Annotated in this window: 20 protein-coding genes, 3 tRNA genes and 1 pseudogene; 3 read left to right on the forward strand and 21 right to left on the reverse strand. The window is 50.4% G+C overall.

What is annotated here, in order from left to right; genetic code table 11:
* Positions 1–90: 90 nt before the first annotated feature.
* Positions 91–432: a hypothetical protein gene (locus CLV36_RS09490; RefSeq protein ID WP_106342523.1), complete on the forward strand. Its 342-nt coding sequence runs from the start codon at positions 91–93 to the stop codon at positions 430–432.
* A 215-nt stretch (positions 433–647) separates the two neighbouring features.
* Here the strand turns inward: CLV36_RS09490 and CLV36_RS16985 are convergent, their stop codons facing one another.
* From CLV36_RS16985 to CLV36_RS09535, 8 genes and pseudogenes are all read right to left on the reverse strand, one after another.
* Positions 648–1010, reverse strand: coding sequence for a hypothetical protein (locus CLV36_RS16985; protein ID WP_146130621.1), 363 nt, complete (start codon positions 1008–1010; stop codon positions 648–650).
* A 540-nt stretch (positions 1011–1550) separates the two neighbouring features.
* Positions 1551–2367 (reverse strand): annotated as a pseudogene (locus tag CLV36_RS09500) (aldo/keto reductase).
* A 272-nt stretch (positions 2368–2639) separates the two neighbouring features.
* The gene (yhbH, locus tag CLV36_RS09510; RefSeq protein ID WP_106342525.1) at positions 2640–3788 is read right to left on the reverse strand and encodes a sporulation protein YhbH; all 1149 of its coding nucleotides are present in this window, start codon (positions 3786–3788) and stop codon (positions 2640–2642) included.
* Between the two features lie 59 nt (positions 3789–3847).
* Positions 3848–5746: a PrkA family serine protein kinase gene (locus CLV36_RS09515; protein ID WP_106342526.1), complete on the reverse strand. Its 1899-nt coding sequence runs from the start codon at positions 5744–5746 to the stop codon at positions 3848–3850.
* Positions 5747–5982: 236 nt separating this feature from the next.
* The gene (locus tag CLV36_RS09520; RefSeq protein WP_106342527.1) at positions 5983–6723 is read right to left on the reverse strand and encodes an HAD family hydrolase; all 741 of its coding nucleotides are present in this window, start codon (positions 6721–6723) and stop codon (positions 5983–5985) included.
* Between the two features lie 79 nt (positions 6724–6802).
* The gene (locus tag CLV36_RS09525; RefSeq protein WP_022737884.1) at positions 6803–7267 is read right to left on the reverse strand and encodes a tRNA (cytidine(34)-2'-O)-methyltransferase; all 465 of its coding nucleotides are present in this window, start codon (positions 7265–7267) and stop codon (positions 6803–6805) included.
* Positions 7268–7322: 55 nt separating this feature from the next.
* Complete coding sequence (locus CLV36_RS09530) at positions 7323–7799, reverse strand: amidase domain-containing protein (protein ID WP_106342528.1); 477 nt, start codon at positions 7797–7799, stop codon at positions 7323–7325.
* 88 nt (positions 7800–7887) lie between these two features.
* Positions 7888–8427, reverse strand: a complete 540-nt coding sequence (locus CLV36_RS09535; RefSeq protein WP_102991639.1) for a methylated-DNA--[protein]-cysteine S-methyltransferase — start codon at positions 8425–8427, stop codon at positions 7888–7890.
* Positions 8428–8952: 525 nt separating this feature from the next.
* Between CLV36_RS09535 and coaA the strand changes: the two genes are divergently transcribed.
* Positions 8953–9864, forward strand: coding sequence for a type I pantothenate kinase (gene coaA, locus CLV36_RS09540; RefSeq protein WP_106342529.1), 912 nt, complete (start codon positions 8953–8955; stop codon positions 9862–9864).
* A 95-nt stretch (positions 9865–9959) separates the two neighbouring features.
* Here coaA and queG read toward each other — a convergent pair whose 3' ends face one another.
* The 4 genes from queG to CLV36_RS09560 form a co-directional block, all read right to left on the reverse strand.
* Positions 9960–11096, reverse strand: a complete 1137-nt coding sequence (gene queG / locus CLV36_RS09545; RefSeq protein ID WP_106342530.1) for a tRNA epoxyqueuosine(34) reductase QueG — start codon at positions 11094–11096, stop codon at positions 9960–9962.
* 118 nt (positions 11097–11214) lie between these two features.
* Positions 11215–11646: a ribonuclease HI gene (gene rnhA, locus CLV36_RS09550; protein WP_022737879.1), complete on the reverse strand. Its 432-nt coding sequence runs from the start codon at positions 11644–11646 to the stop codon at positions 11215–11217.
* Complete coding sequence (locus CLV36_RS09555) at positions 11643–13361, reverse strand: ABC-ATPase domain-containing protein (protein ID WP_106342531.1); 1719 nt, start codon at positions 13359–13361, stop codon at positions 11643–11645. The genes rnhA and CLV36_RS09555 overlap by 4 nt, the downstream gene beginning before the upstream one ends.
* A gap of 142 nt (positions 13362–13503) precedes the next feature.
* The gene (locus CLV36_RS09560; protein ID WP_106342532.1) at positions 13504–14076 is read right to left on the reverse strand and encodes a uracil-DNA glycosylase; all 573 of its coding nucleotides are present in this window, start codon (positions 14074–14076) and stop codon (positions 13504–13506) included.
* A gap of 223 nt (positions 14077–14299) precedes the next feature.
* Between CLV36_RS09560 and CLV36_RS09565 the strand changes: the two genes are divergently transcribed.
* Positions 14300–15148, forward strand: a complete 849-nt coding sequence (locus CLV36_RS09565; RefSeq protein ID WP_106342533.1) for an HAD family hydrolase — start codon at positions 14300–14302, stop codon at positions 15146–15148.
* A 33-nt stretch (positions 15149–15181) separates the two neighbouring features.
* On the opposite strand, the gene CLV36_RS09570 is transcribed toward CLV36_RS09565, so the two are convergent.
* From CLV36_RS09570 to CLV36_RS09610, 9 genes are all read right to left on the reverse strand, one after another.
* Positions 15182–15258: transfer RNA gene (locus CLV36_RS09570), tRNA-Pro, on the reverse strand.
* Positions 15259–15303: 45 nt separating this feature from the next.
* A tRNA-Pro gene (locus CLV36_RS09575) sits at positions 15304–15380 on the reverse strand.
* 170 nt (positions 15381–15550) lie between these two features.
* Positions 15551–15636, reverse strand: a tRNA-Leu gene (locus CLV36_RS09580).
* 149 nt (positions 15637–15785) lie between these two features.
* Complete coding sequence (locus CLV36_RS09585) at positions 15786–16178, reverse strand: thioesterase family protein (RefSeq protein ID WP_106342534.1); 393 nt, start codon at positions 16176–16178, stop codon at positions 15786–15788.
* Positions 16179–16188: 10 nt separating this feature from the next.
* Positions 16189–17682 carry an aldehyde dehydrogenase family protein gene (locus CLV36_RS09590; RefSeq protein WP_425436577.1) on the reverse strand — a complete coding sequence of 498 codons (1494 nt, stop codon included), beginning with the start codon at positions 17680–17682 and terminating at the stop codon, positions 16189–16191.
* A gap of 36 nt (positions 17683–17718) precedes the next feature.
* The gene (locus CLV36_RS09595) at positions 17719–18927 is read right to left on the reverse strand and encodes a thiolase family protein (RefSeq protein ID WP_106342536.1); all 1209 of its coding nucleotides are present in this window, start codon (positions 18925–18927) and stop codon (positions 17719–17721) included.
* Positions 18924–19673, reverse strand: coding sequence for a 3-hydroxyacyl-CoA dehydrogenase family protein (locus tag CLV36_RS09600; protein WP_106342537.1), 750 nt, complete (start codon positions 19671–19673; stop codon positions 18924–18926). Before CLV36_RS09600 ends, CLV36_RS09595 begins: the two co-directional genes overlap by 4 nt.
* Complete coding sequence (locus CLV36_RS09605; RefSeq protein WP_245888336.1) at positions 19663–20526, reverse strand: 3-hydroxyacyl-CoA dehydrogenase family protein; 864 nt, start codon at positions 20524–20526, stop codon at positions 19663–19665. Before CLV36_RS09605 ends, CLV36_RS09600 begins: the two co-directional genes overlap by 11 nt.
* The gene (locus CLV36_RS09610) at positions 20523–20834 is read right to left on the reverse strand and encodes an EthD family reductase (RefSeq protein ID WP_022737872.1); all 312 of its coding nucleotides are present in this window, start codon (positions 20832–20834) and stop codon (positions 20523–20525) included. Before CLV36_RS09610 ends, CLV36_RS09605 begins: the two co-directional genes overlap by 4 nt.
* Between the last annotated feature and the right edge of the window lie 37 nt (positions 20835–20871).

Genomic DNA, 20871 nt, shown 5'->3' on the forward strand with positions numbered 1-20871 from the left:
ATAATCCATAACCATAAAGAATATATTTCATCACGCTTTTATATAATATAATGTTTAAAAACAAGATGAACACAAGGAGAATCACAAATAATGATCGTTGGAAGAAACATTTATGACAACCATCCCCAAGATGGTACTGTCATCGCTAAAGCCACAGTAGATGAAGTGAATGAATTTCGCGAACTACATGCTGAACATATTGCCATCCTTCGATTGTCGGACATCCAACTAAAACTGGATCCCGAATCGATTCAAACATGCTTATCTCAATTCAAAGAACATGAATTGAAAATAATGGACTTTTGGAGTCGAGTTCATCTGCGACTGAGGGTTCCTTATACTTGGGATCTTTGTATTGATATTGTCACCGGTGATATCTTTGTTAAAAATGAAAACTGGCCATACTACGATTCAGTAGAACCTGAAAGTTGATCATGATCTCGGTGAATTGAATTCCACCTTTCAAGCAACGAAATGTTGTTGAAAGCAGCTAACTGTATGATCTTAATTACATGTAACAACCACTTTTCAAAATTATAAAGAAAAGCAACAATTCTTGTAGAGAATTGTTGCTTTTTTACGCCAATGCGATGTAAATATAACACAAAGATTTCTCTATTGATTGTTCTATTTCATCAAAGTATACATTACTTCCACTCAATCACTTGCAGTTCCTGATCTGTCGCCACCCGGATTTTATCCCCATCACGGTGCCAACCAATGGCGTAAATGTAGTCTCCGCTCACTTTCACCTTCCGCTTGAATGAGCCGCTTTCCATATCAAAAAATAGTAACTGACCACCCGGAGCCGTGCAGACTACTTCCGTTTCTCCAACCAACACTTTTCCTCCATATCCATCCGGTTCATAATTCCCCTCTACAATTCCCCGTTCCCAGCCGGTCAAGCTAGCATCGATCGTTACCCGCCACAACTCTTCCTGATGTGTGGTTGATTGGGCGATCAACTCTCCTAGCCATCCGGGGGTGAAGTGCTCACGATATTCATCCAACTTCCAATCTCCCGGTTTCATTGTCTTAAAGCAGACCATGCGGGTGGAATCGGCATGATAACAAAAATCGGAAATGTTGTCACCAATATAATAACTTAATGGCCTTTCTTCTACAGGTTGATGTTTATATTGCAAATTTGGAAAGAGGTACATCGCAGAAGCACTACAATCATACCATACATACACCGCCAACTGCTTTTGGTCAGGAGAAAGCTCCATTTGCGCAACAATAATACTAGATTCATCTTGACTAAGACTAATATAATTCATTTTCGACCATGTAAGAAAAATAGTTTCTCCCGTCTGTAAATCAATCCAAGCAGTTCCATCTTCTTCACCTCTCTTGTCATAATTTTTACATGCATCCAACACCAGGGGTGTTTATTACAGGTGATTTGTTTTTATGGAAAATCAAGCATTGGTCAAAAATATTAGCCAAGCTTTATACCTATCTTTCCCATTAGAAAATATGGGGTTTTATAAATCCCAACTAATCTTTCCTAGGCAGAGACTCTCTTTATTCCGAAGTATTGAGTATTGTTATAAATCAAAGTTATCAGGATCAGGACCAATACGATAATCTCTATTAAGGTTATTTAAAAGATCAATATCGTTTTGGTCGAGATTAAAGTCAAATAAATCAGCATTCTCTTTAATTTGATCTTTATTTACTGACTTTGGGATTGTAACAACCCCAAGTTGAATATTCCAGCGTAATACAATTTGCGCACAAGTTTTGTTATACTTCTTCGCTAGCGTTTTAATTTGAGGAATATTTACTACTTTACCCTTCATAAGTGGACTCCATGCTTCCAATTGAATATTATGCTCTCTGCAAAAAGTATGTAAACTTTTTTTGTGTCAAATATGGGTGAAACTCTACTTGATTAACCATGGGTTTCACTTGACAATCCTTCAATAAATCTTGCAAATGATGTTCTTGAAAGTTGCTCACACCAATTGCTCTCACAAAACCTTCTTTATATAGCTTTTCAAGTGCTTTCCACGTTTCTTTATATTTTCCTTTAACTGGCCAATGAATTAAAAATAAATCTATATATTCTAAATCCAATTTCTTGCGACTCTCTTCAAAAGCATTTAGAGTTGATTCGTATCCTTGATGAGTATTCCATACTTTAGTAGTAATAAATAATTCATTGCGTGAGACATCTACTTTTTTAATTGCTTTGCCCACGCTTTCTTCATTTTTATAATTCGCTGCTGTATCGATACTACGGTAACCAAATTGAACTGCTGATTTTATTGTATTCACCACTTCCTCTTCCTCATAAACTTTCCATAGACCAATTCCTAACCAAGGTATTGATACCCCATTATTTAATATAAGAGATTCTATACAGTTGAAGTATTTAAAAACAAGAACAAATTATCAGCCAAAAAATACAAGATGCTCAAGAACGTATTGAAAAGTTACAAAATGAGATCCACACAGAAGAAGCAAATACAAAAAGAAAGAAATGAATACGTCCCTAATATCAAAAATGTGTTATCTGCTTATCATGAAACAGATGACATTAAAAAAAATCGCCTCCTCAAGTCTGTACTTGAGAAAGCGACCTATCTTAGAAAAAAAGCTGATGAGTCTAAAGTTGAACTGTTTCCTCGAATTTAACCCTCTTGTTTCTTCCCAAAGAAATGCTTCAATGCCTCATACACTTGCGCTTTTTCTCTAATCACAAAATAAGAGAACCGATCTTCTTTTACATGCCGGTAAGCGCTCATCAAGGTGCTGTTGCGGTTGTACTGGTTTACTTCTCCGTAGCCAAAGAGATTGGATCGTTTAAGGATTTCCTTGACTAGTCCGACACACCGTTCGTTGTCGGAGCTGAGGTTATCCCCGTCGGAGAAGTGAAAGGGATAGATGTTGTAGCGGTCTGGGGGATAGTGGCTGTCGATGACTTCGAGGGCTTTGCGGTAAGCGGAGGAACAGATGGTTCCCCCGCTTTCCCCTTTGGTAAAAAAGGATTCTTCGCTCACGATTTTGGCTTCGGTGTGGTGTGCGATGAAGACGATCTCGACGTTTTCGTATTTGGTGCGGAGGAAACGAACCATCCAGAAAAAGAAGCTGCGGGCAATGTATTTTTCAAAGACGCCCATGGAGCCGGATGTGTCCATCATGGCGATGACGACAGCATTGGAGTGGGGTACGACGACGTCATCCCACGTTTTGAACCGCAGGTCGTCGTCATGGATGCGGATTTTTTTGCGACCCGTTATAGCATTTCGCTTGATGGCGGAGAGTAAGGTGCGGCGCTTGTCGATGTTGCCCATCAGGCCTTTTTTGCGGACGTCGTTGAACCGGATGTCGTCGGTGGTGATTTCTAGCTGTTCTTTGCGCTCGAGGTGGGGCAGCTCCATTTCGGCGAAGAGCATCCCTTCCAGCTCAGCGATGGAAATTTCTGCTTCATAATAATCCATGCCCGCTTGGTCACCAGCGCCTTGACCTTTGCCTGGCCCGGCTTGGCCCGACGGCGAATCTTTGCCCAATACATCACCAACTTTGCTGTCGCCATTGCCTTGGCCGACGTGTTTACCTTTGTTGTAGTTGTAGCGAAAGCGATATTCTTCCATGGAGCGGATGGGGATTTTGATAATTTGTTGCCCGTCGGACATGATAATGCTTTCTTCGCTGACCAGGTCAGGCAGATTTTTACGGATGGCTTCTTTCACCTTCTCTTGGTGGCGTCGTTGGTCTTCATAACCCTTGCGGTGAAGCGACCAGTCTTCCTCTGACACGCTGAAATGGGGGTGTGACATATCTTTCACCTCCCGGATGGAGTCTGGGTGACAACAAGGGAGCCATTTGCAACACCAGCTTAGCGATTCAATAGGCTGCCTACATAGCGAAGCAGCTCATTGGCGCTGGCCGGGGTATACCCGTAATCCTCTACCAGGCGATTGATCACCTCATTGATTTTTTTCAATTGGTTTTCATCTGGCGTCTTGGTGGTGGTAGTGATTTTTACTACGTCTTTCAAGTCGGCAAACAGCTTTTTCTGGATCGCTTCCCGCAGGCGAGGGTGGGTATTGTAGTCAAAACGCTTGCCTTTGCGGGCATAAGCGGAAATGCGGATGAGAATCTCTTCGCGGAATGCTTTTTTGGCGTTTTCAGAAATGCCGATTTGCTCTTCGATCGAGCGCATCAGCTTTTCATCTGGCTCCAGCTCCTCTCCAGTGATCGGATCGCGGATCTTTTGCCAGTTGCAATATGCTTCGACATTGTCGAGATAATTGTCCATCAAGGTTTTAGCCGATTCTTCATAGGAGTAGACAAAGGCTTTTTGCACTTCTTTTTTGGCGATTTCATCATATTCTTTGCGGGCGATGGAAATGAAGTTGAGGAATTTTTCGCGTTGTTCGGGGGTGATGGACGGGTGTTGATCTAGCCCTTCCTTGAGGGAGCGCAAAATATCTAATGCTCCGACAAAGTTGGCTTCTGTCTTGATCAATGCGCTGGAGATACGGTTGATCACATAGCGAGGGTCGATTCCGTCCATGCCTTCGTCGAGATGCTCATTGCGCAGTTCCTCGATATCGATATCGGCCATGCCTTCGACCGATTCGCCATCATAGAGGCGCATCTTTTTGAGCAGGTCGACGCCTTGCTTCTTGGATTCTTTCAGGCGGGTCAGGACGGAGAAGATAGCCGCAGCTCTAAGCGAATGTGGGGCGATGTGGATGTGGGCCAGATCGCTTTGCTGGATCAGTTTTTTGTAGATGTTCTCTTCTTGAGTGACACTTAAGTTATATGGCACCGGCATCACAATGATCCGTGATTGGAGCGCTTCGTTCTTTTTGTTGGCGATGAAGGCTTTGTACTCCGTCTCATTGGTATGGGCCACAATCACTTCATCGGCGGAGATCAAGGCGAAGCGGCCTGCTTTGAAGTTCCCTTCTTGGGTCAGTGAAAGCAAATTCCACAAAAACTTCTCATCGCACTTCAACATCTCCTGGAACTCCATCAGTCCGCGGTTGGCTTTGTTCAGCTCTCCATCAAACCGGTAGGCGCGCGGGTCGGATTCGGAACCATACTCGGTGATGGTGGAGAAATCGATGCTACCGGTCAAGTCGGCGATGTCTTGCGATTTTGGGTCGGAGGGACTAAATGTGCCGATGCCGACGCGCTCATCTTCAGACAAGAGTACCCGCTCAATGATCACATCTTCGATGCGGCCTCCATATTCCTCTTGCAACCGGAAGCGGCAAGAAGGGCACAGATTGCCTTCAATGCGGACGCCAAACTCTTGTTCAAATTCCGGACGAAGTTCACGCGGTATCAGGTTGAGCGGTTCTTCATGCATCGGGCATCCCTTAATGCCGTAAAGGGCGCCCTCATCGGTGCGCGAGTATTCTTCCAACCCCTTTTTGAGCAAAGTGACAATGGTAGACTTTCCGCCGCTGACAGGCCCCATCAACAGCAGAATCCGTTTGCGCACGTCTAAGCGGCGCGCGGCCGAGTGGAAATATTCTTCGACGAGGCGCTCAATGGCACGCTCCAGTCCGAATAATTCCTTGCTGAAGAAAAGGTATTTTTTATTCCCTTGCGAGTCGGTTTCAATACCGGCTTTGGCGATCATGTTATAAACGCGGGAATGCGCGGTTTGAGCTACTCGGGGATTTTTCTTTATGATATCCAGGTACTCGGCGAAGGTTCCTTCCCATTGAAGTTCTTTCTCACGGTTTCGATACTCGGCAATGCGCTTAAGAATGTCCATGGAAAGCCTCCTCTCCTTCGGTCAAGCGACCAAACAAGGTGTTTGATTTTTCTGAATAAAAATGCTCAAAAGATTTTCATTTTGATAGAGAATGAATGATAGAGAGTGAACGAGTAGATTTATAGCATATATATGCTACAGATAGAAAGTTGTTACTTCTATTTTATCAAAAAATAAAGGAAAAAGATAGAAAAACCTTGGTGCAAAAACCAAGGTTTTTCTACACTCACTAATGGTTATCTCACCTTCATTGCCTCCGCGGCAAACAACCCTTTGCCCTCGCGAATCGCCGACAACAGCTCGGCGGCGGTTCCTTCCATATCAAAAGGGTAAACGGGCTGGCCACGGTCGATGCGGTGTTGTCGTAGATAAAAGGTTTTCATCCCCACCGTGGAAGCGACCATATCCTCTTGCATATCATTGCCGATCATGACGCATTCTTCCGGTTCTACACCCAAACAATTAGCCACTTCCAGATAATAGTAGGGTTGTGGTTTGCAAAAGTGCATCTCTTCATACACCGTCACAAGCGAAAACGGCAAATCGTCTACCCCAGCCCAGCGCATCCGTTCCCAAATTGCTTCTTTGGGGAAAACCGGATTAGTAGCCACAGCCACTTTGTATCCCCGTCCCAATGCGGCCTGCACCACTTCGCGCATGAGCGGTTCCTGGCCGACATGGGATTGTAGTTTTGGGAATTCTTCACGATAAAACCGGTCAAACACAGGCCAAATCTCTTCTTTGCTCACCCCGGACACTTCCAGAAAAGCCCGCTCGAATACTTGCTCATTGGTCAGTTGTTCATCAATGTTTTTAATCATTTCTTCTGTGGCGTGCCAAATCATTTTCACCAACTTGTCCGGTGGAATGACATGGGCTACTTGTGGGGCCAAGGCACCCAAATACACTTTCACAAACGCTTCCGTATCCATGGGAAGCAGTGTTCCATCCAGATCGAATAAGCACGCTTTAATCATGCCTGTTCCCCTTCTCTCTACATTTATACTGATCGGTCAATTAAAGCGGCACCCCTCCCCAGAAGGGGCGGCGACGCTCTTATTCAAGACCCGGGAAGCCGATTTGGCGCATTGCTTCATACACGACAATGGCGGCGGAGTTCGACAAGTTCAGTGAACGGGTCTGCGGCTTCATCGGAATCCGAATCAACGTCTCCGCATGGGCAGACAAGATGTCCGGGGCCAATCCTTTCGTCTCTTTGCCAAACACAAAGAAGTCCCCTGGTTGGTACTGATGTTCGGTATACGTTTTTTTCGCCTTGGTCGTTGCGCAAAAAAAACGCCCGTCCGGGTATTTTTCTTTCAGTTGGGCAAATGAATCATGATGTTGAATATTTAAGTCATGCCAATAATCCAACCCGGCCCGCTTCAGTTTGGCATCATCAATCTTAAATCCCAATGGGTGCACCAAATGCAGTTGCACCCCCGTCACGGAACAGGTCCGGGCGATATTTCCTGTGTTTTGTGGAATTTCCGGTTCTACCAGCACAATATGAAACGGCACAGCGACATCCCTTCCATCTATCTATGACTCGATCACGTTCTTATTTTACCGCAACCTATTCAATATGTAAAAAAGCGTAGCGCGTCTTCGGAGTCCACGCATGAGACGCCTTATAATCCCATGGGAAATGTTGCCTGCTAATGGTGCGGGCATTAACCAACGGACTACCGTCTTCGGCAAACGCGGTGATGATGGTGTTGTGATTCCACCGGCCATCTCCTTCCCAGTCGTAACAGATCACGTCCCCCAATTGCAACTGGCCGACATCCCCTACCTCCCGCGTCATTCCGGTCGGTCCGCCACGTTTCAAGAAGAGGCACAACGAATGGGCCACCGCCCACGAGTGACTCCAACTCGCCTGTCCGTTCCGCCCCCGCCGATACCACCAACCGCGGGCCATGGGTAACCCTCCAGCTCGCAGGCATTGAGACACGAAATTGGTGCAATCGTCCGCAAACGCCCTGTAGTAAGGGTTGGGCCGACTCCAAAACGTTTCTGCATACTTCACCGCGCGTGCCCGATCATAAGCCATGTTCCCACTCCTCCCATCTTTACTAAACCCTTATGAGAAGGAGTGCACATCTATTACAAAAAGAAAAAGCAGCCTACGCTGCTCCACTTCAGTCCCTTTCGTTCGGCTTAAGCCAGCCTTCTAAAGTAAGCAAATATTCCTTGATATGGAGTCCACCACCATACCCTACCAGTGACCCATTAGAACCGATCACCCGATGGCAAGGTATCACGATGGAAACGGGATTTTTATTGTTAGCCCCACCCACCGCGCGCACCGCCTTGGGAGCGCCAATGCCCTGGGCCACCTCTTTATAACTGCGAACTTCCCCGTAAGGAATGGTGCGCAAATAACGCCAGACCAACTTTTGAAATGGCGTTCCATATAAATCAATCGGCAGGTCGAACTCGCGCCGTTCCCGTCTGAAATATTCCTCCAACTGGATGATGTAAGGTTGCAACTCGTGATCGTTCCGTTCCAATCTCGGATTAGGAAACCAATTGTTCAACCACATCTGCAAGCCTCTTGTTGGCGAGTTTTTGCGGCTGAACATGATATGACACAAACCGTGGTGACTGGCTACCAAGGTTAGCGGCCCGATCGGACTGTCAATTTGACTCCAGACTATGCTCTGTGACCCAGGGGTCATCAAAGGAACCCTCCCTATTTGCAAGTCTTTGTTATTTTACAATGAAATTATGGCTTTAGCGAGACAAAATCCCACCGCAATCTACTGATTCCAATTAAATTAGACGTTACCAATGCATAGGAAGTTTCATTTTTTTCAAAACATGAACAGTCAAGCTCCTTCTCTCTCCTCCCATCTATCTTACCTCTTTTCACCCCGGATTGGCACATGAATTCCTTAACGGAAGAAATTCTCATCCATACTGCGGGTACGTAAGCACTAATGAGGCAACTTGTCATTTCAGATGCTGACGCATCAAATGTTCACTCCGTCGCAAGGAGCCCATTTTCTATGGTTATCTGAATTTTTTGCCGTTTATCAACTCCTTGCTCTTTCAATCAGCCTTGTTGTGCTGTGCGTGTTCACCCACAAATCCACTATAATGAAAGAAAATGTTTCCCTTACATCAAGAGAACCGCATCCCGCCACACAGGAAACCTTCTCTCACACGGATGATGAGACCATTACTGGAAAAAAGGTGATCGCATGTCAAATAAGGCCTTTTTCACATTTGACCGGCAAAGCTTTCAACAGTGGTTGCCCGTATATACGGCATCCTCCCATTTGCCATCCGCTCCGCTCTCGTTGCTGGTTTCTGATGAAGAAATGGCCGAGGTGTATCTTCCTCTCTCCCAATTGTTGTATCTACAACTCTCTCAAACGAGATCATCGCAACATATGTGGGAGAACTTCTTCCAGCACCCTTGGCCCAACATTCCTTATCTGATCGGCATCACGGGCAGCAGTGCTTCGGGCAAAAGCTCCTTCGCCCAAGTGTTGAAAGAGTTGTTCCACCGTTTTCCTGAACAACCCCGTGTGGAGATTGTTTCGACGGACAGCTTTTTATTGCCCAACCGCATATTGCATGAGCGGGGCATCTTGGAGAAGAAAGGATTTCCTGAAAGTTACGACTGGAAGCGGTTCCTCCAATTCATGTTAGATATGAAGACCGGCGCAGATGAAGTGGAAATTCCCGTCTATTCGCACCTTTTGTATGATCTTGTTCCCGATCAGGCGCAGTCCATTGCTGCACCAGACATTTTGCTGATTGAAGGCGTCAACTTGCTTCATCCACAAACAACCTTGTCCGCTACGCCGATCCAAAGTTTGTTTGATTTGCTCATCTATCTCGACGCTGAGCCGGAGCACTTGTTTCACTGGTTTATGAAACGATTTCAAGAGTTTCGGAATCTGGCGCGCAATGCGCCGCAATCATATTATTACGATTTGGCCCAGTTGCCTGATGAAGAAGCCCTGTCTATTGCCGAGCAAGCTTGGCAGGAGATTAATCTGCCCAACTTGCAAACCTACATCTATCCCCAGCGTCATCGGGCCAAACTCATCATAAAAAAAGGTGCCAACCATCAAGTGGAAAAAATCTATTGGCGGACGTGGTGAAGAAGCATCCGTCTGCCAGATGAACCGGCGACAAATGCTATCTACACAACAACCCCCCGCGGTCACATTGACGTCCCGCGGGGGGTTGAGTTCCTTTATGCGTTTTGCGCCATGTCCAATGCCTTGCCGATCTCATGCAGGACCTCCTGGTCCCCTTCTTTTTCCTGGGCTTTTTGCAATGCTTCCAGCACTTCTTTTCCCCCGATTTTCCCCAAAGCCCATGCGGCAGTACCCCGAATCACTGGGCGAGGGTCTTCTGCCAATAGCCGCACCAGATCGGGTATCGCCGTTTGATCCTTGAAATGGGCCAACGCGATGATAGCATTGCGTTGAATCGGTTTTTTGCCACGCCATGCCCCTGACATCCGTCCAAATCTCTCTTTAAACTCCCGATTGCTCATCTGGAGCAACGGCTTTAACAGCGGCTTCACCTTTTCGGGGTCCGGCTGAAACGCAGTGTGATGGTCAAAGTAGCGCTTACGATTCTTCGGGCATACCGTTTGGCAGGTGTCACACCCGTACAAACGATTGCCTAGCTTACTCCGATATTCCTCCGCCAGAAAACCCTTGGTTTGGGTCAAATAGGCGATGCAGGCTTGCGCGTTCAACTGCCCCGCCTGCACAATTGCCCCAGTGGGACAGGCATCGATGCAGATTGTGCAATCCCCACATTCATCCGTGGCCGGTGTGTCAGGTGGAAAGTACACATCCGTAATCATTTCCCCCAGATACACCCATGAACCGAACTCCTTCGTGATGATGGATGTATTCTTTCCGCTCCATCCAATGCCAGCCCGCTCAGCGACCGCGCGATCTGACAAGGCTCCCGTATCCACCATCACTTGGGTTCGCGCATCAGGCACCAACTCTTGGAGATAAGCGGACAGCAAGGTCAGCTTCTCCCGCAGAACATGATGGTAATCCTCCCCCCACGAGGCGCGGCAAAAGATGCCTCGATACGCACCCGCCTCCGAGCGGGGTGGATTCTTCAGCTTGGAGGGGTAGGCCAGTGCGATGGCGATGATCGATTTAGCCTCGGGCAACGACAGCTCAGGTCTAACCCGTTTCTCGATGTCCGGCTCTTCAAATCCCGATGCGTATCCCTTCTCCTGACTCTCTTTCAGCCGCTCCCGCAACGCGATAAATGGGTCGGCGGTGGTGAATCCGATTTTGTCGATGCCGATTTCTTTTGCTTTGGTGATAAGCTTCTGTTTCAATTCTGCACTGTTCACCCGGTTCCCCTCCTTTTTCTTAAATGTTGTTCCGCTTGGCGGCACCTGTCCCTTCCGTCGACAAATAGAGATGTTATTATACCACGGCGATCTCCCTAGGCTCCTACCAGTTTCTCCCCTATCTTGGCACGGCCGCGCGGGCCAATTCATCACAGCGGTTGTTCAATTCGACATCGCTATGGCCTTTCACTTTGATAAACTCCACTTCATGCTCCTCGCACAAGGCCAACAACTCCTGCCACAGATCCTTGTTTTCAACTGGCTTTTTGCCTGCGGTCATCCAACCGTTCTTGATCCATTTGACATACCATTTTTGCTGAAAACAATTCACGATATAAGCACTGTCTGAATGCAATTTGACCCGGCATGGTTCCTTCAGCAGCTTGAGGGATTCAATGACGGCCATCAACTCCATCCGGTTGTTCGTCGTCTCCCGTTCCCCTCCGGAAATCTCCCGGCGGTGCTGCCCATACAAGAGCACCGCCGCCCATCCGCCCGGCCCCGGATTGTGTGAGCAGGCGCCGTCGGTATAGATGATCACTTCCTTCATCCTTTGTCCCCTCCTTTCACGTGCAGAGAGCGCAAGCGATTGATTGCCTGGGCGATCTCATACTTACGCGGCAGGGCCAGATCACCCGGATGCTTCCCTCGGAATGGCGAAAGCACATCCAATCCGTGTGCTTCCACCTCCTTCAAGCCAGCTTCAATCAGTTGCCGCAAACTAGCTCGTCCATCTGCACGTTCGCCGATCCAACGCATCATCAGCGCAATCGCTCTGGTCTGGCTGGTGTCAACCAATTGCTCACTAGCAGACAAGTCAATCGCTTGCGTACCGTAAAGAATGGCATGTCGGCCTTTCGCTTCCGCTTTTTCCCGCCCTTTGCGGTCCGCTTCCAGCCCTTTGGCCAGCGGCGAACGGGCGGTAATCTCCCCGAAAGTCGCACCGCCTTCCCGCACACGTCCGCTCTGCTGGTTGCCGGCGATCTCTTTCGCCTTAGCAGTCACATCATGAGGTAGGTATTGATCCATCATGATAACAAGATCAGCCACATCAAAATAATCTCCTGATCCACCAATGACTAGCACGCTGGACACACCTTTTTCTTCATACAGCTGACGCACTTTGTCGATGAATGGAGTGATTGGTTCCTTGCCTTTAGCTACCAAGGCCTGCATTCGGGCGTCGCGGATCATAAAGTTGGTGGCGCTGGTGTCCTCGTCTATCAGCAGGCAACGACAACCCATTTCCAAACTCTCCATGATGTTGGCAGCCTGCGAGGTGCTTCCACTCGCATCCTCTGTTGAAAAACGTGCAGTATCTCGCATCAAAGGCAATTGATTGATGAAAGGAGAGATATTTACCCGCTCTACTCGGCGCCCGTCCTCTGCCCGCACTTTGACCGTGTCGGGATCAGTCAGCACATATTCCCGCCCATCTCCTTCAATATGGTTGTAAACACCCCGTTCCATCGCTTGCAACAAGGTGCTTTTGCCGTGATACCCCCCGCCGACGATCAATGTGATTCCGCGGGGAATCGCCATCCCGCTGATGGATTCCCCATGTGGAACCGGCACCGTTTGTCGCAGGGACGGGGGAGCGGCAAACGGAATGACCTGCTCACCACGCAAGGGCCGGTCACTGATGCCGCTTTCGCGTGGCAAGATTGCCCCATCTGCCACAAACGCCACCCATCCCCGCTCGCGCATCGCTTGGCGAATCGCTTGCTGATTGTCCACCAAGCACATCCGCTGCTCGATGGCCCGCAGATCCGCTTCACTCAGGGTCGCCACTTGCTGGACACACTGAGGCAACACGGTGCACAACATCTCAGCAGCGGCTTTGCCCATCACCGTCCGCCCCCGCGCCGGCAACCCGATGTGGAGGCGCGCTTCCAACCACTCCGGTGTAACGACGACTGCCGTACGCTGTAAAATCGCTTGCCCAGGACGATCGATAGCGATCAGGCCGCTTTTGCCTGTGCCTGAGACACGGGGTGCCGATCGGTCAAGCTGTCGCACCCATTTGCGGACAAACCAGTCTTCTAGGGCCGTCCTGCGGAAAGTGCTAGCCATCCATTCCGGCTTCCAAGAGATGCGCGCACTGGGAATGCGTACGCGTATGCGGGACGGCGAGGCAAAAGGATCACCTTGCACATAGTCAACAAACAATTGGAAGTGGGGAAACCGATATTCTCCTGTCAAATCTTTATACGCTTTGTATCCTTTCCCATCGATGCGGGTCAGGATGCTCCGCAATCGTTCCATCGTCTGATCACCTGCTTCCTTTATTCTGCGTCTAGGGCATGTCTGGCAAACCAAGTCCAAGTGGTGCAGTGGAATAACCTTTTCTCATTGAGCGCCTCCGTCACGTGTGATCCTGATCACCTATGCACCAGACACGTCTTAATCAACTGTTCATACCGGCCAACACTTCTTTGTATGCGTCACGAATCTGCTGAAAATCCGCCCAGGCCTCCCGTTTGGCTTCCGGATTACGCAACAGGTAGGCCGGATGAAACGTCGGCATAAACCGCACACCTTTCTTCTCCACCCATTGACCGCGGACACGGGTGATTCTCGCCTGCGGATCGATCAATGCCCGGGTGGGAGCCGAGCCCAATGTCACAATGATTTTGGGACGGATCACGAGAAACTGCCGCCGCAAAATGGCGATGCATGTGTTCATTTCATCATCGGTCGGAGTCCGGTTGCCTGGCGGACGGCATTTCACAATATTGGTTATGTAAATCTGTTCCCGCGGTATTTCCGCCGCCGCTAACATTTTGTTCAACAACTGCCCGGCTTTCCCTACGAAGGGGCGCCCTTGGATATCCTCGTCCGCTCCCGGCCCTTCGCCCACAAACATCAACGGGGAATGGGGATTGCCTTCTCCTAGAACCACTTGTGTGCGCCGCTCATGCAATCTGCACATCGTGCAATGCTGCACCCGATGAAATAATTCATCCAATCCCATCTGCATCCTCTCTATCTCCTCTCTATTTGTCCCATGTTTATTCACTGGCGGCGGAAGGTGATGTCAAGACCTTTTCATTGTACGATGTGCGGCCGCCGATGGAAAGGGAGGCGATGAGAGCGTTCGGCATGGTATACTTGGTTGGCGAGCTTCATCAAAAATGAATCATTTCTCAATCTCCGCTTGACCTTGCACCCGTACACTGAAAGAGATAAAGGAGTGGATTGTGATGAGCATGTTGCCTTACCCCTTGTTGGTATCTGATGTCGACGGCACTTTGCTCGGCGCCGGCAACCGGATTTCATCGGAAAACAAACGCAGCATCGCACGGTTTCAGGAGCACGGAGGCATCTTCACTCTGGCCACCGGTCGCACCTATATGGAAGCAAAACGCTTCATTGACGAATTAAGCCTAGATGTTCCGGTCATTCTCTGCAACGGAGCGCTGCTGTTTGATCCGGCAAGCGGACACTTGTCGCCTGTGGCCACATTGCCAGCCGACATGATCCGGCAGTTGGCGGCCAACGCCTTAGAACGCTTATCCTGTCCGATGGACTTGATCATCTATGGCATCGACGCCATCTACATCACCCAGCTACGCCCCTCTACGGAAGCCGCCTTAGCCGCTGAAAAAACGGAAGACCTGAAAGTGGTATCTCTGCCTTCGTTTAATGATCTCCCAGATGTCCCGTATCTCAAACTGGTGGTCATCGCTGATCCGCAGGAAATGCACCAAGTGATCACATGGTCGGACACGCTGACCGCCTTCCCAATCGACGCCACTCTGTCTTACGATAATTATTTTGAAATATTGCCGCGCGGCATGTCCAAGGGATCGGCCGCCGCTAAGCTTATGAAGCGACTAGGGATGGAGCCGAAACAACTGGCAGCAATCGGCGACCATTGCAACGACTTGGACATGTTGAAGTTGGCCGGTCTGGGGGCCGCAGTCGGCAATGCACATCCCGAAGTCTTAAAGCAGGCAGATGTGATCGTGGCGCGCCATGATGAACATGCCGTCTCCCATCTCATCGAACACCACTTATTGCCAACCACATCTGAAAAAACGGCAAAATAAAAAGGAGACCCCTAGATGGCCTCCTTTTTTGTGTGGTCGGGATGACAGGATTCGAACCTGCGACCCCCTGGTCCCAAACCAGGTGCTCTACCAAGCTGAGCCACATCCCGATAAATATATGTTTCATCGCGCTACGGCGTTAAACAAAGAGAAAATGGTCGGGATGACAGGATTCGAACCTGCGACCCCCTGGTCCCAAACCAGGTGCTCTACCAAGCTGAGCCACATCCCGACAAACTTATTCACAGTCATGGTTTAAGCGACAAGATATAATTTAACACGCATCATAGATAAAGTCAACAACCTAACATGCATTTTTTTCATTGCTCTTTCACTTGGCGCGCAATCAAGCAAATCTAGCAAAAAGTAAAAAAACCAGAGAATCTTCTCTAGTTTAAAATGTGGTGCCGAAGGTGGGACTCGAACCCACACTCCTTGCGGGAACACGATTTTGAGTCGTGCGCGTCTGCCAATTCCGCCACTTCGGCTCGTTTATGAAATTTCATTATGTCGTAGCGACATTTATAAATTTATCATGTGTCTAAGATAATGTCAACAGGTACTTTCAATTTTTTTTGCCCACATTATTTTTTCCATAAAATCAGCAACCGCCGCAACGTGATGCGGCGGTTAGCTCTTATTTCATCCGATTGATGTTGGCCTCGATTTTGGCTAGTGGCAGAATGACCTGCACAAATTCTCCTTCTCCCACCACGGCCCGGTCGTGTTCGGCTTTGACTTGGCACACCACTTTGTTGTCGGTCCGCTCAATGACCGTCGCGGTGAAATCCACCCGCTTGCCGATGGGGGCGGGGGCGATGTGACGGATGTGAATGGTAGCCCCGACCCCTTCCTCTCCTTCTTCCAAAAACGGCAGAATCACTTTGCGTCCAGCCCACTCCATGTAGTACACCATATGCACCGTGGACAAGACCGGATGCACCATTTGACCTGCGAAAGAGGCGGCCATCTCCTCGGTTACGACAATGGAGATGGTTTCTTGATGTCCTGGTTCCAGTCCCTGCTTCATGCTCTTCCTCCTATAGGCCAAAGGGGTTGAGCGGTTTTGGCCCGACATAAGAAAGCACGCTTTTGGTTTCCATGTACAAGTCCAGCGATTCCAGCGCTAGCTCCCGGCCAAACCCGGATTGCTTATAACCGCCAAACGGCAAGCCTGGGAAAGTGGAAAATGGATTGTTCACCATGATGACACCCGCCTTCAATTGTCCGGTCACCCGGTGGGCCAACGCGTGGTCGCGCGTCCAAACGGCCGCCGCCAATCCGTACACGGTGTCGTTGGCCAAACGAATCGCTTCTTGCTCATCCTTGAATTTGATTGCCACGACCACCGGCCCAAAGATTTCTTCTTGCGCAACCCGCATGTCATTGGTCACATCGCCAATCAAAGTAGGCAGATACCAATGCCCCCGCTCAAACTCTTTCCCTTCGGGCCGCTTACCGCCGCAAAGAACCCGCGCTCCTTCCGCTTCCGCCGCTTGCACATAGCTATGAATAGTATCCCATTGCGCTTGCGAAATCACCGCTCCCACATGGGTCTCTTCGCTGAACGGATCACCTAGTCGCAATTGTTTTGTTTTCTCAATGAACCGTTCGATAAACGCGTCATAAATATCCTCGTGGATCAACAGGCGGGACCGCGCCTCACAGGATTGCCCGGTGTTGTAATAGATTCCGAAGACAGCGCCGTTGACCGCCGCTTCCAAATCAGCGTCAGCAAAGATGATGTTCGGTGATTTTCCTCCCAACTCCAGCGTGACCCGCTTCAATGTTTCGGATGCTTTAGCCATGATGTCTTTACCAGTCGTCGTCTCCCCGGTAAACGCCACTTTGTCCACCCCAGGATGTTCCACCAGGTACGATCCCACGTCCGAGCCGCTGCCCGTGATGACGTTGATCACCCCATTGGGCACCCCTGCTTCATGGCAAATGTCGGCCAAAGCGAGCGCGGTCAAAGGCGTCAAACTCGCCGGCTTTAAGACGATCGTGCATCCTGCGGCCAGAGCGGGAGCCACTTTCCATGCTGCCATCATCAATGGATAGTTCCAAGGGATAATTTGCGCGCACACGCCGACCGGCTCTTTGACCGAATAATGGAAAAACCCGTTTGGCACCGGCTTGGTGTGACCTTGGATGGTGGAGACTGCCCCCGCGTAAAGCTCAAAGTCTTCAATCGCCTGCATCACTTGCCCTTTGGCCGCGGAAAGCGCTTTCCCCGTATTCAACACTTCTAACTCCACCAACTCTTTAAAACGGCTCCGCATGATGAAAGCAATCTTGTTCAAGATTTGCCCTCTGCGCGAAGCGGGCCAGCGCGCCCATTTCCCTTGCGTCAAAGCCGCACGAGCCGCTTCCACGGCATGGTCCACATCCGCACGGGTCGCTTTCGCCACTTCCGTAATCGCTTCTCCAGTGGCCGGATTGTAGACGGTGAACGTCTCTCCGGAGCTACCTGGCACAGCTTCCCCATTGATCAGCAAATCGTATTTTTCTTTTAAAAAAGCCACTTTCTCCATATGCATGTCACACGCTCCTTTGGTTGATAAGATGCTTCAAATGCGTTCAATCACCGTAGCGATCCCCTGGCCCACACCAATACACATGGTCGCTAAACCGTATCGCCCTTCTCGGCGTACCAACTCGTGCACCAATGTCGTCATGATTCGTGCTCCGCTGGCCCCAAGTGGATGTCCGAGCGCAATCGCGCCGCCATTGACATTCACTTTGTCCGGGTCCAACGCCAATGCTTGCATGCAAGCGAGGGCTTGAGCGGCAAATGCTTCATTCAGTTCGATCAAATCCAGATCGTCCACCGTAAGCCCCGCCCGCGCTAACACTTTGCGCACGGCGGGCACCGGTCCCAGACCCATGGTCAGCGGGTTGGTTCCAGCCACGGCAAATGCCACCACGCGGGCCAACGGACGGCAACCTAAGCGAATGGCCGTTTCACGTTCCATCAACAATAGTGCCGACGCTCCGTCATTGATACCCGCCGAATTGCCAGCTGTCACCGTGCCGTTTGGCCGAAACACTGGTGGAAGATGGCTCAGCTTGGCAAGAGTCGTCTGAGGCCGGGGATGTTCATCCGCAGACACCCAAACGGTTTCCCCCTTTTCCTCAGCCACCGGCACAGGCACCAGCTCTGCCCGAAACGCGCCTCGCACGCGAGCTTGTTCGGCCCGTTGTTGGCTTTGATAGGCAAATGCATCTTGCTCCTCGCGGGTGATGCCACATTTTTCAGCCACATTTTCCGCGGTTTCTCCCATGCTGATCGGTTCATAGCGCACAGCCAACCGGGGATTAATGAACCGCCAACCCAAGGTGGTATCCACCAACGCCTGATCACCACGGGCCCATCCTTGCTCCGGCTTCAACATGACCAGCGGCGCCCTGGTCATACTCTCCACTCCCCCAGCAATCATCACATCGCCGCTACCGATCTGGATTGCCGCCGCAGCTTGATTGATCGCTTCTAATCCCGAACCGCACAAGCGGTTTACCGTGACTCCACCGATTTCTTCTGACAATCCGGCCAACAATAGCGCCATCCGAGCCACATTGCGGTTGTCTTCCCCCGCTTGGTTGGCGCATCCAAACACGACATCTTCGATCTCTACTTCATCCAGTTGCGAATTGCGCTCAACCAAAGCCCGGATGACATGAGCCGCCAGATCATCGGGGCGCACCCGACTCAAGCCCCCCCGATATCGGCCGATCGGGGTGCGCACGGCATCCACTATCACCACTTCGCGACGCCTCATCCCTCTGCTCCCTTCCGCACCGACTGCTCATCATAACAGTAGAAGCCGCGGCCGCTCGCCCGGCCCAGATACCCGGCGTAAACCATCTTGCGCAACAGCGGCGCCGGGCGGTAACGCTCTTCTCCCAGCTCCCTCTCCAATCCGGTCAATATGGCGACAATCTGGTCGATGCCGATGCGGTCTGCCCATTCCAGCGGACCGTACGGCCAATTGGTTCCTTTACGCATCGCCAAGTCGATGTCTTCTTTGTCAGCGATTTTTTCCGCCAGTGCAAAAGCCGCCTCATTCACCAATAGCGCCAAGGTACGCGGAAACACCAACCCCGGCTCGTCTCCCACTTCTTCTACCTCTTTCCCCAAGCCAGCAAGCACTTGCAAATGTTCTGTCCAGCTGGCATCCTCTTCCGCTTGTAGGGGGCGGCACACTTCCACCAATGGCATGTCCGCGAAATGCACGGGTGAAAACCCCACCACGCGCTCGGGATGGGCCAACCAAGAGGCGATCTCGGTCGCCGTCCGGTGCAAGACAGAGGTGAAAATGGGCGTCCGCTCGGAGACCACGCGCTCCGCAGAGACCAGCCAATCGCGTTTGCCCCCATCACACCCGGTTTGCACATCAATCACTGCCAACACGTCACGGCCGTCCGCCTGCTCCGGCGAAATGCAAGCTACTCGCTGTGACGCGAGAAATGTTGCCAGCGGCTCCCGGAAAGGGCCATCCCCCAAAATCACCACCTTATCCGCCATACTCGTAATGCCCCTTTCCCGTCTTGCGTCCTAGCGCCTTTTGTTCCACCATTCGCTGTTGGTGATAATGCGGACGGAACCGCGCTTCATGAAAAGTCGCTTCATATACGGAAACAGACGCCGCCAAATTAACATCAATCCCGATCAGGTCTTGCAAGGCAAAGGGCCCCATCGGAAAGCCAGCCCCCTCCAAAATGCGATCCACCTGCTCTTTGCGAGCTGACTGCTGGGCAACCAGCTTGACCGCCTCGGTATGGTACGAACGGGCTACCCGGTTCACCAGAAAGCCGGGAGCGTCTGCCACCCGCACCGGCACTTTGCCCAGGCCGGACAACCACCCATAGACTTGTTTAAGCACGTGGGGCGCCGTCTGCGCACCATGTACGACCTCGACCAAGGGCATGCGAGGCGCTGGATTGAAAAAATGCATGCCCAACACCCGATCAGGTCGCTTGGTGGCGCCAGCGATCGCAGTGATCGACAGCGAAGAGGTGTTGGAAGCAAGGACTGCTGTGGGGGACACAAGCTCATCCAACTGCGCGAACAGGGATTGCTTGGCTTCCAAGCGCTCCACGATCGCTTCAATCACCAGCTCGCATTTCGCCAGCTCATCAAGGCTCTCCACCGGTTGGATGCGCTCAAGCATTCCCTCCGCTTCTTCGGCGGACAAGCGTCCTTTGGCTACCCGCGCCGCCAAACGCTCCTTCAATTGTTTGCGGGCACGATCCATCACCGCAGGCAACATGTCCCATATCAACACCGGATAACCGGCCGTCGCCAGCACCTCCGCAATCCCCATCCCCATCGTACCGGCGCCAACCACTGCTGGCGTTGTCAGCCACGACCCGCTCACTCAGCTTCCGCCTCTTCCCCGATGATCATGGTGATCAGCTTTCCGGCAAAGGACATCACATCTTTGGCAGCCGCCTTACCCTCAGGGGATTTCATTGCCGCCTGGAGAGCCTCCTCCGACTCAAAGTACATGTCGGCCTGCAAATAAAACGGCGACTCGGTTCCCATCGGGGTGCTTGAAAACTTAGTTACTTTTGTTTTGATCAATCCTGGCATTTTTTCGGTCAATGGCAGGTGAACCTCAAAATAATGCTTATCAAACGCCTGCTTGTCTTCCGGTTGTTTGTACAGAGCGACCAATTTTACCATGCTGATCATCCTCCCAAACTGGATAGTTTAATAAACT

The sequence above is a fragment of the Laceyella sediminis genome, assembly GCF_003003125.1.
Classification (GTDB): domain Bacteria; phylum Bacillota; class Bacilli; order Thermoactinomycetales; family Thermoactinomycetaceae; genus Laceyella; species Laceyella tengchongensis.

Coding starts and splice junctions, on each gene's coding strand:
- CLV36_RS09555 (WP_106342531.1), bottom strand. CDS start 13,361: ATGGAACGATTGCGGAGCATCCTGACCCGCATCGATGGGAAAGGATAC.
- CLV36_RS09530 (WP_106342528.1), bottom strand. CDS start 7,799: ATGGCTTATGATCGGGCACGCGCGGTGAAGTATGCAGAAACGTTTTGG.
- CLV36_RS09560 (WP_106342532.1), bottom strand. CDS start 14,076: ATGCAGATGGGATTGGATGAATTATTTCATCGGGTGCAGCATTGCACG.
- CLV36_RS09600 (WP_106342537.1), bottom strand. CDS start 19,673: ATGGCGGATAAGGTGGTGATTTTGGGGGATGGCCCTTTCCGGGAGCCG.
- CLV36_RS09515 (WP_106342526.1), bottom strand. CDS start 5,746: ATGGACATTCTTAAGCGCATTGCCGAGTATCGAAACCGTGAGAAAGAA.
- coaA (WP_106342529.1), top strand. CDS start 8,953: ATGTCAAATAAGGCCTTTTTCACATTTGACCGGCAAAGCTTTCAACAG.
- CLV36_RS09565 (WP_106342533.1), top strand. CDS start 14,300: ATGAGCATGTTGCCTTACCCCTTGTTGGTATCTGATGTCGACGGCACT.
- yhbH (WP_106342525.1), bottom strand. CDS start 3,788: ATGTCACACCCCCATTTCAGCGTGTCAGAGGAAGACTGGTCGCTTCAC.
- CLV36_RS09520 (WP_106342527.1), bottom strand. CDS start 6,723: ATGATTAAAGCGTGCTTATTCGATCTGGATGGAACACTGCTTCCCATG.
- CLV36_RS09590 (WP_425436577.1), bottom strand. CDS start 17,682: ATGGAGAAAGTGGCTTTTTTAAAAGAAAAATACGATTTGCTGATCAAT.
- CLV36_RS09610 (WP_022737872.1), bottom strand. CDS start 20,834: ATGGTAAAATTGGTCGCTCTGTACAAACAACCGGAAGACAAGCAGGCG.
- CLV36_RS09535 (WP_102991639.1), bottom strand. CDS start 8,427: ATGACCCCTGGGTCACAGAGCATAGTCTGGAGTCAAATTGACAGTCCG.
- rnhA (WP_022737879.1), bottom strand. CDS start 11,646: ATGAAGGAAGTGATCATCTATACCGACGGCGCCTGCTCACACAATCCG.
- CLV36_RS09490 (WP_106342523.1), top strand. CDS start 91: ATGATCGTTGGAAGAAACATTTATGACAACCATCCCCAAGATGGTACT.
- CLV36_RS09585 (WP_106342534.1), bottom strand. CDS start 16,178: ATGAAGCAGGGACTGGAACCAGGACATCAAGAAACCATCTCCATTGTC.
- CLV36_RS09595 (WP_106342536.1), bottom strand. CDS start 18,927: ATGAGGCGTCGCGAAGTGGTGATAGTGGATGCCGTGCGCACCCCGATC.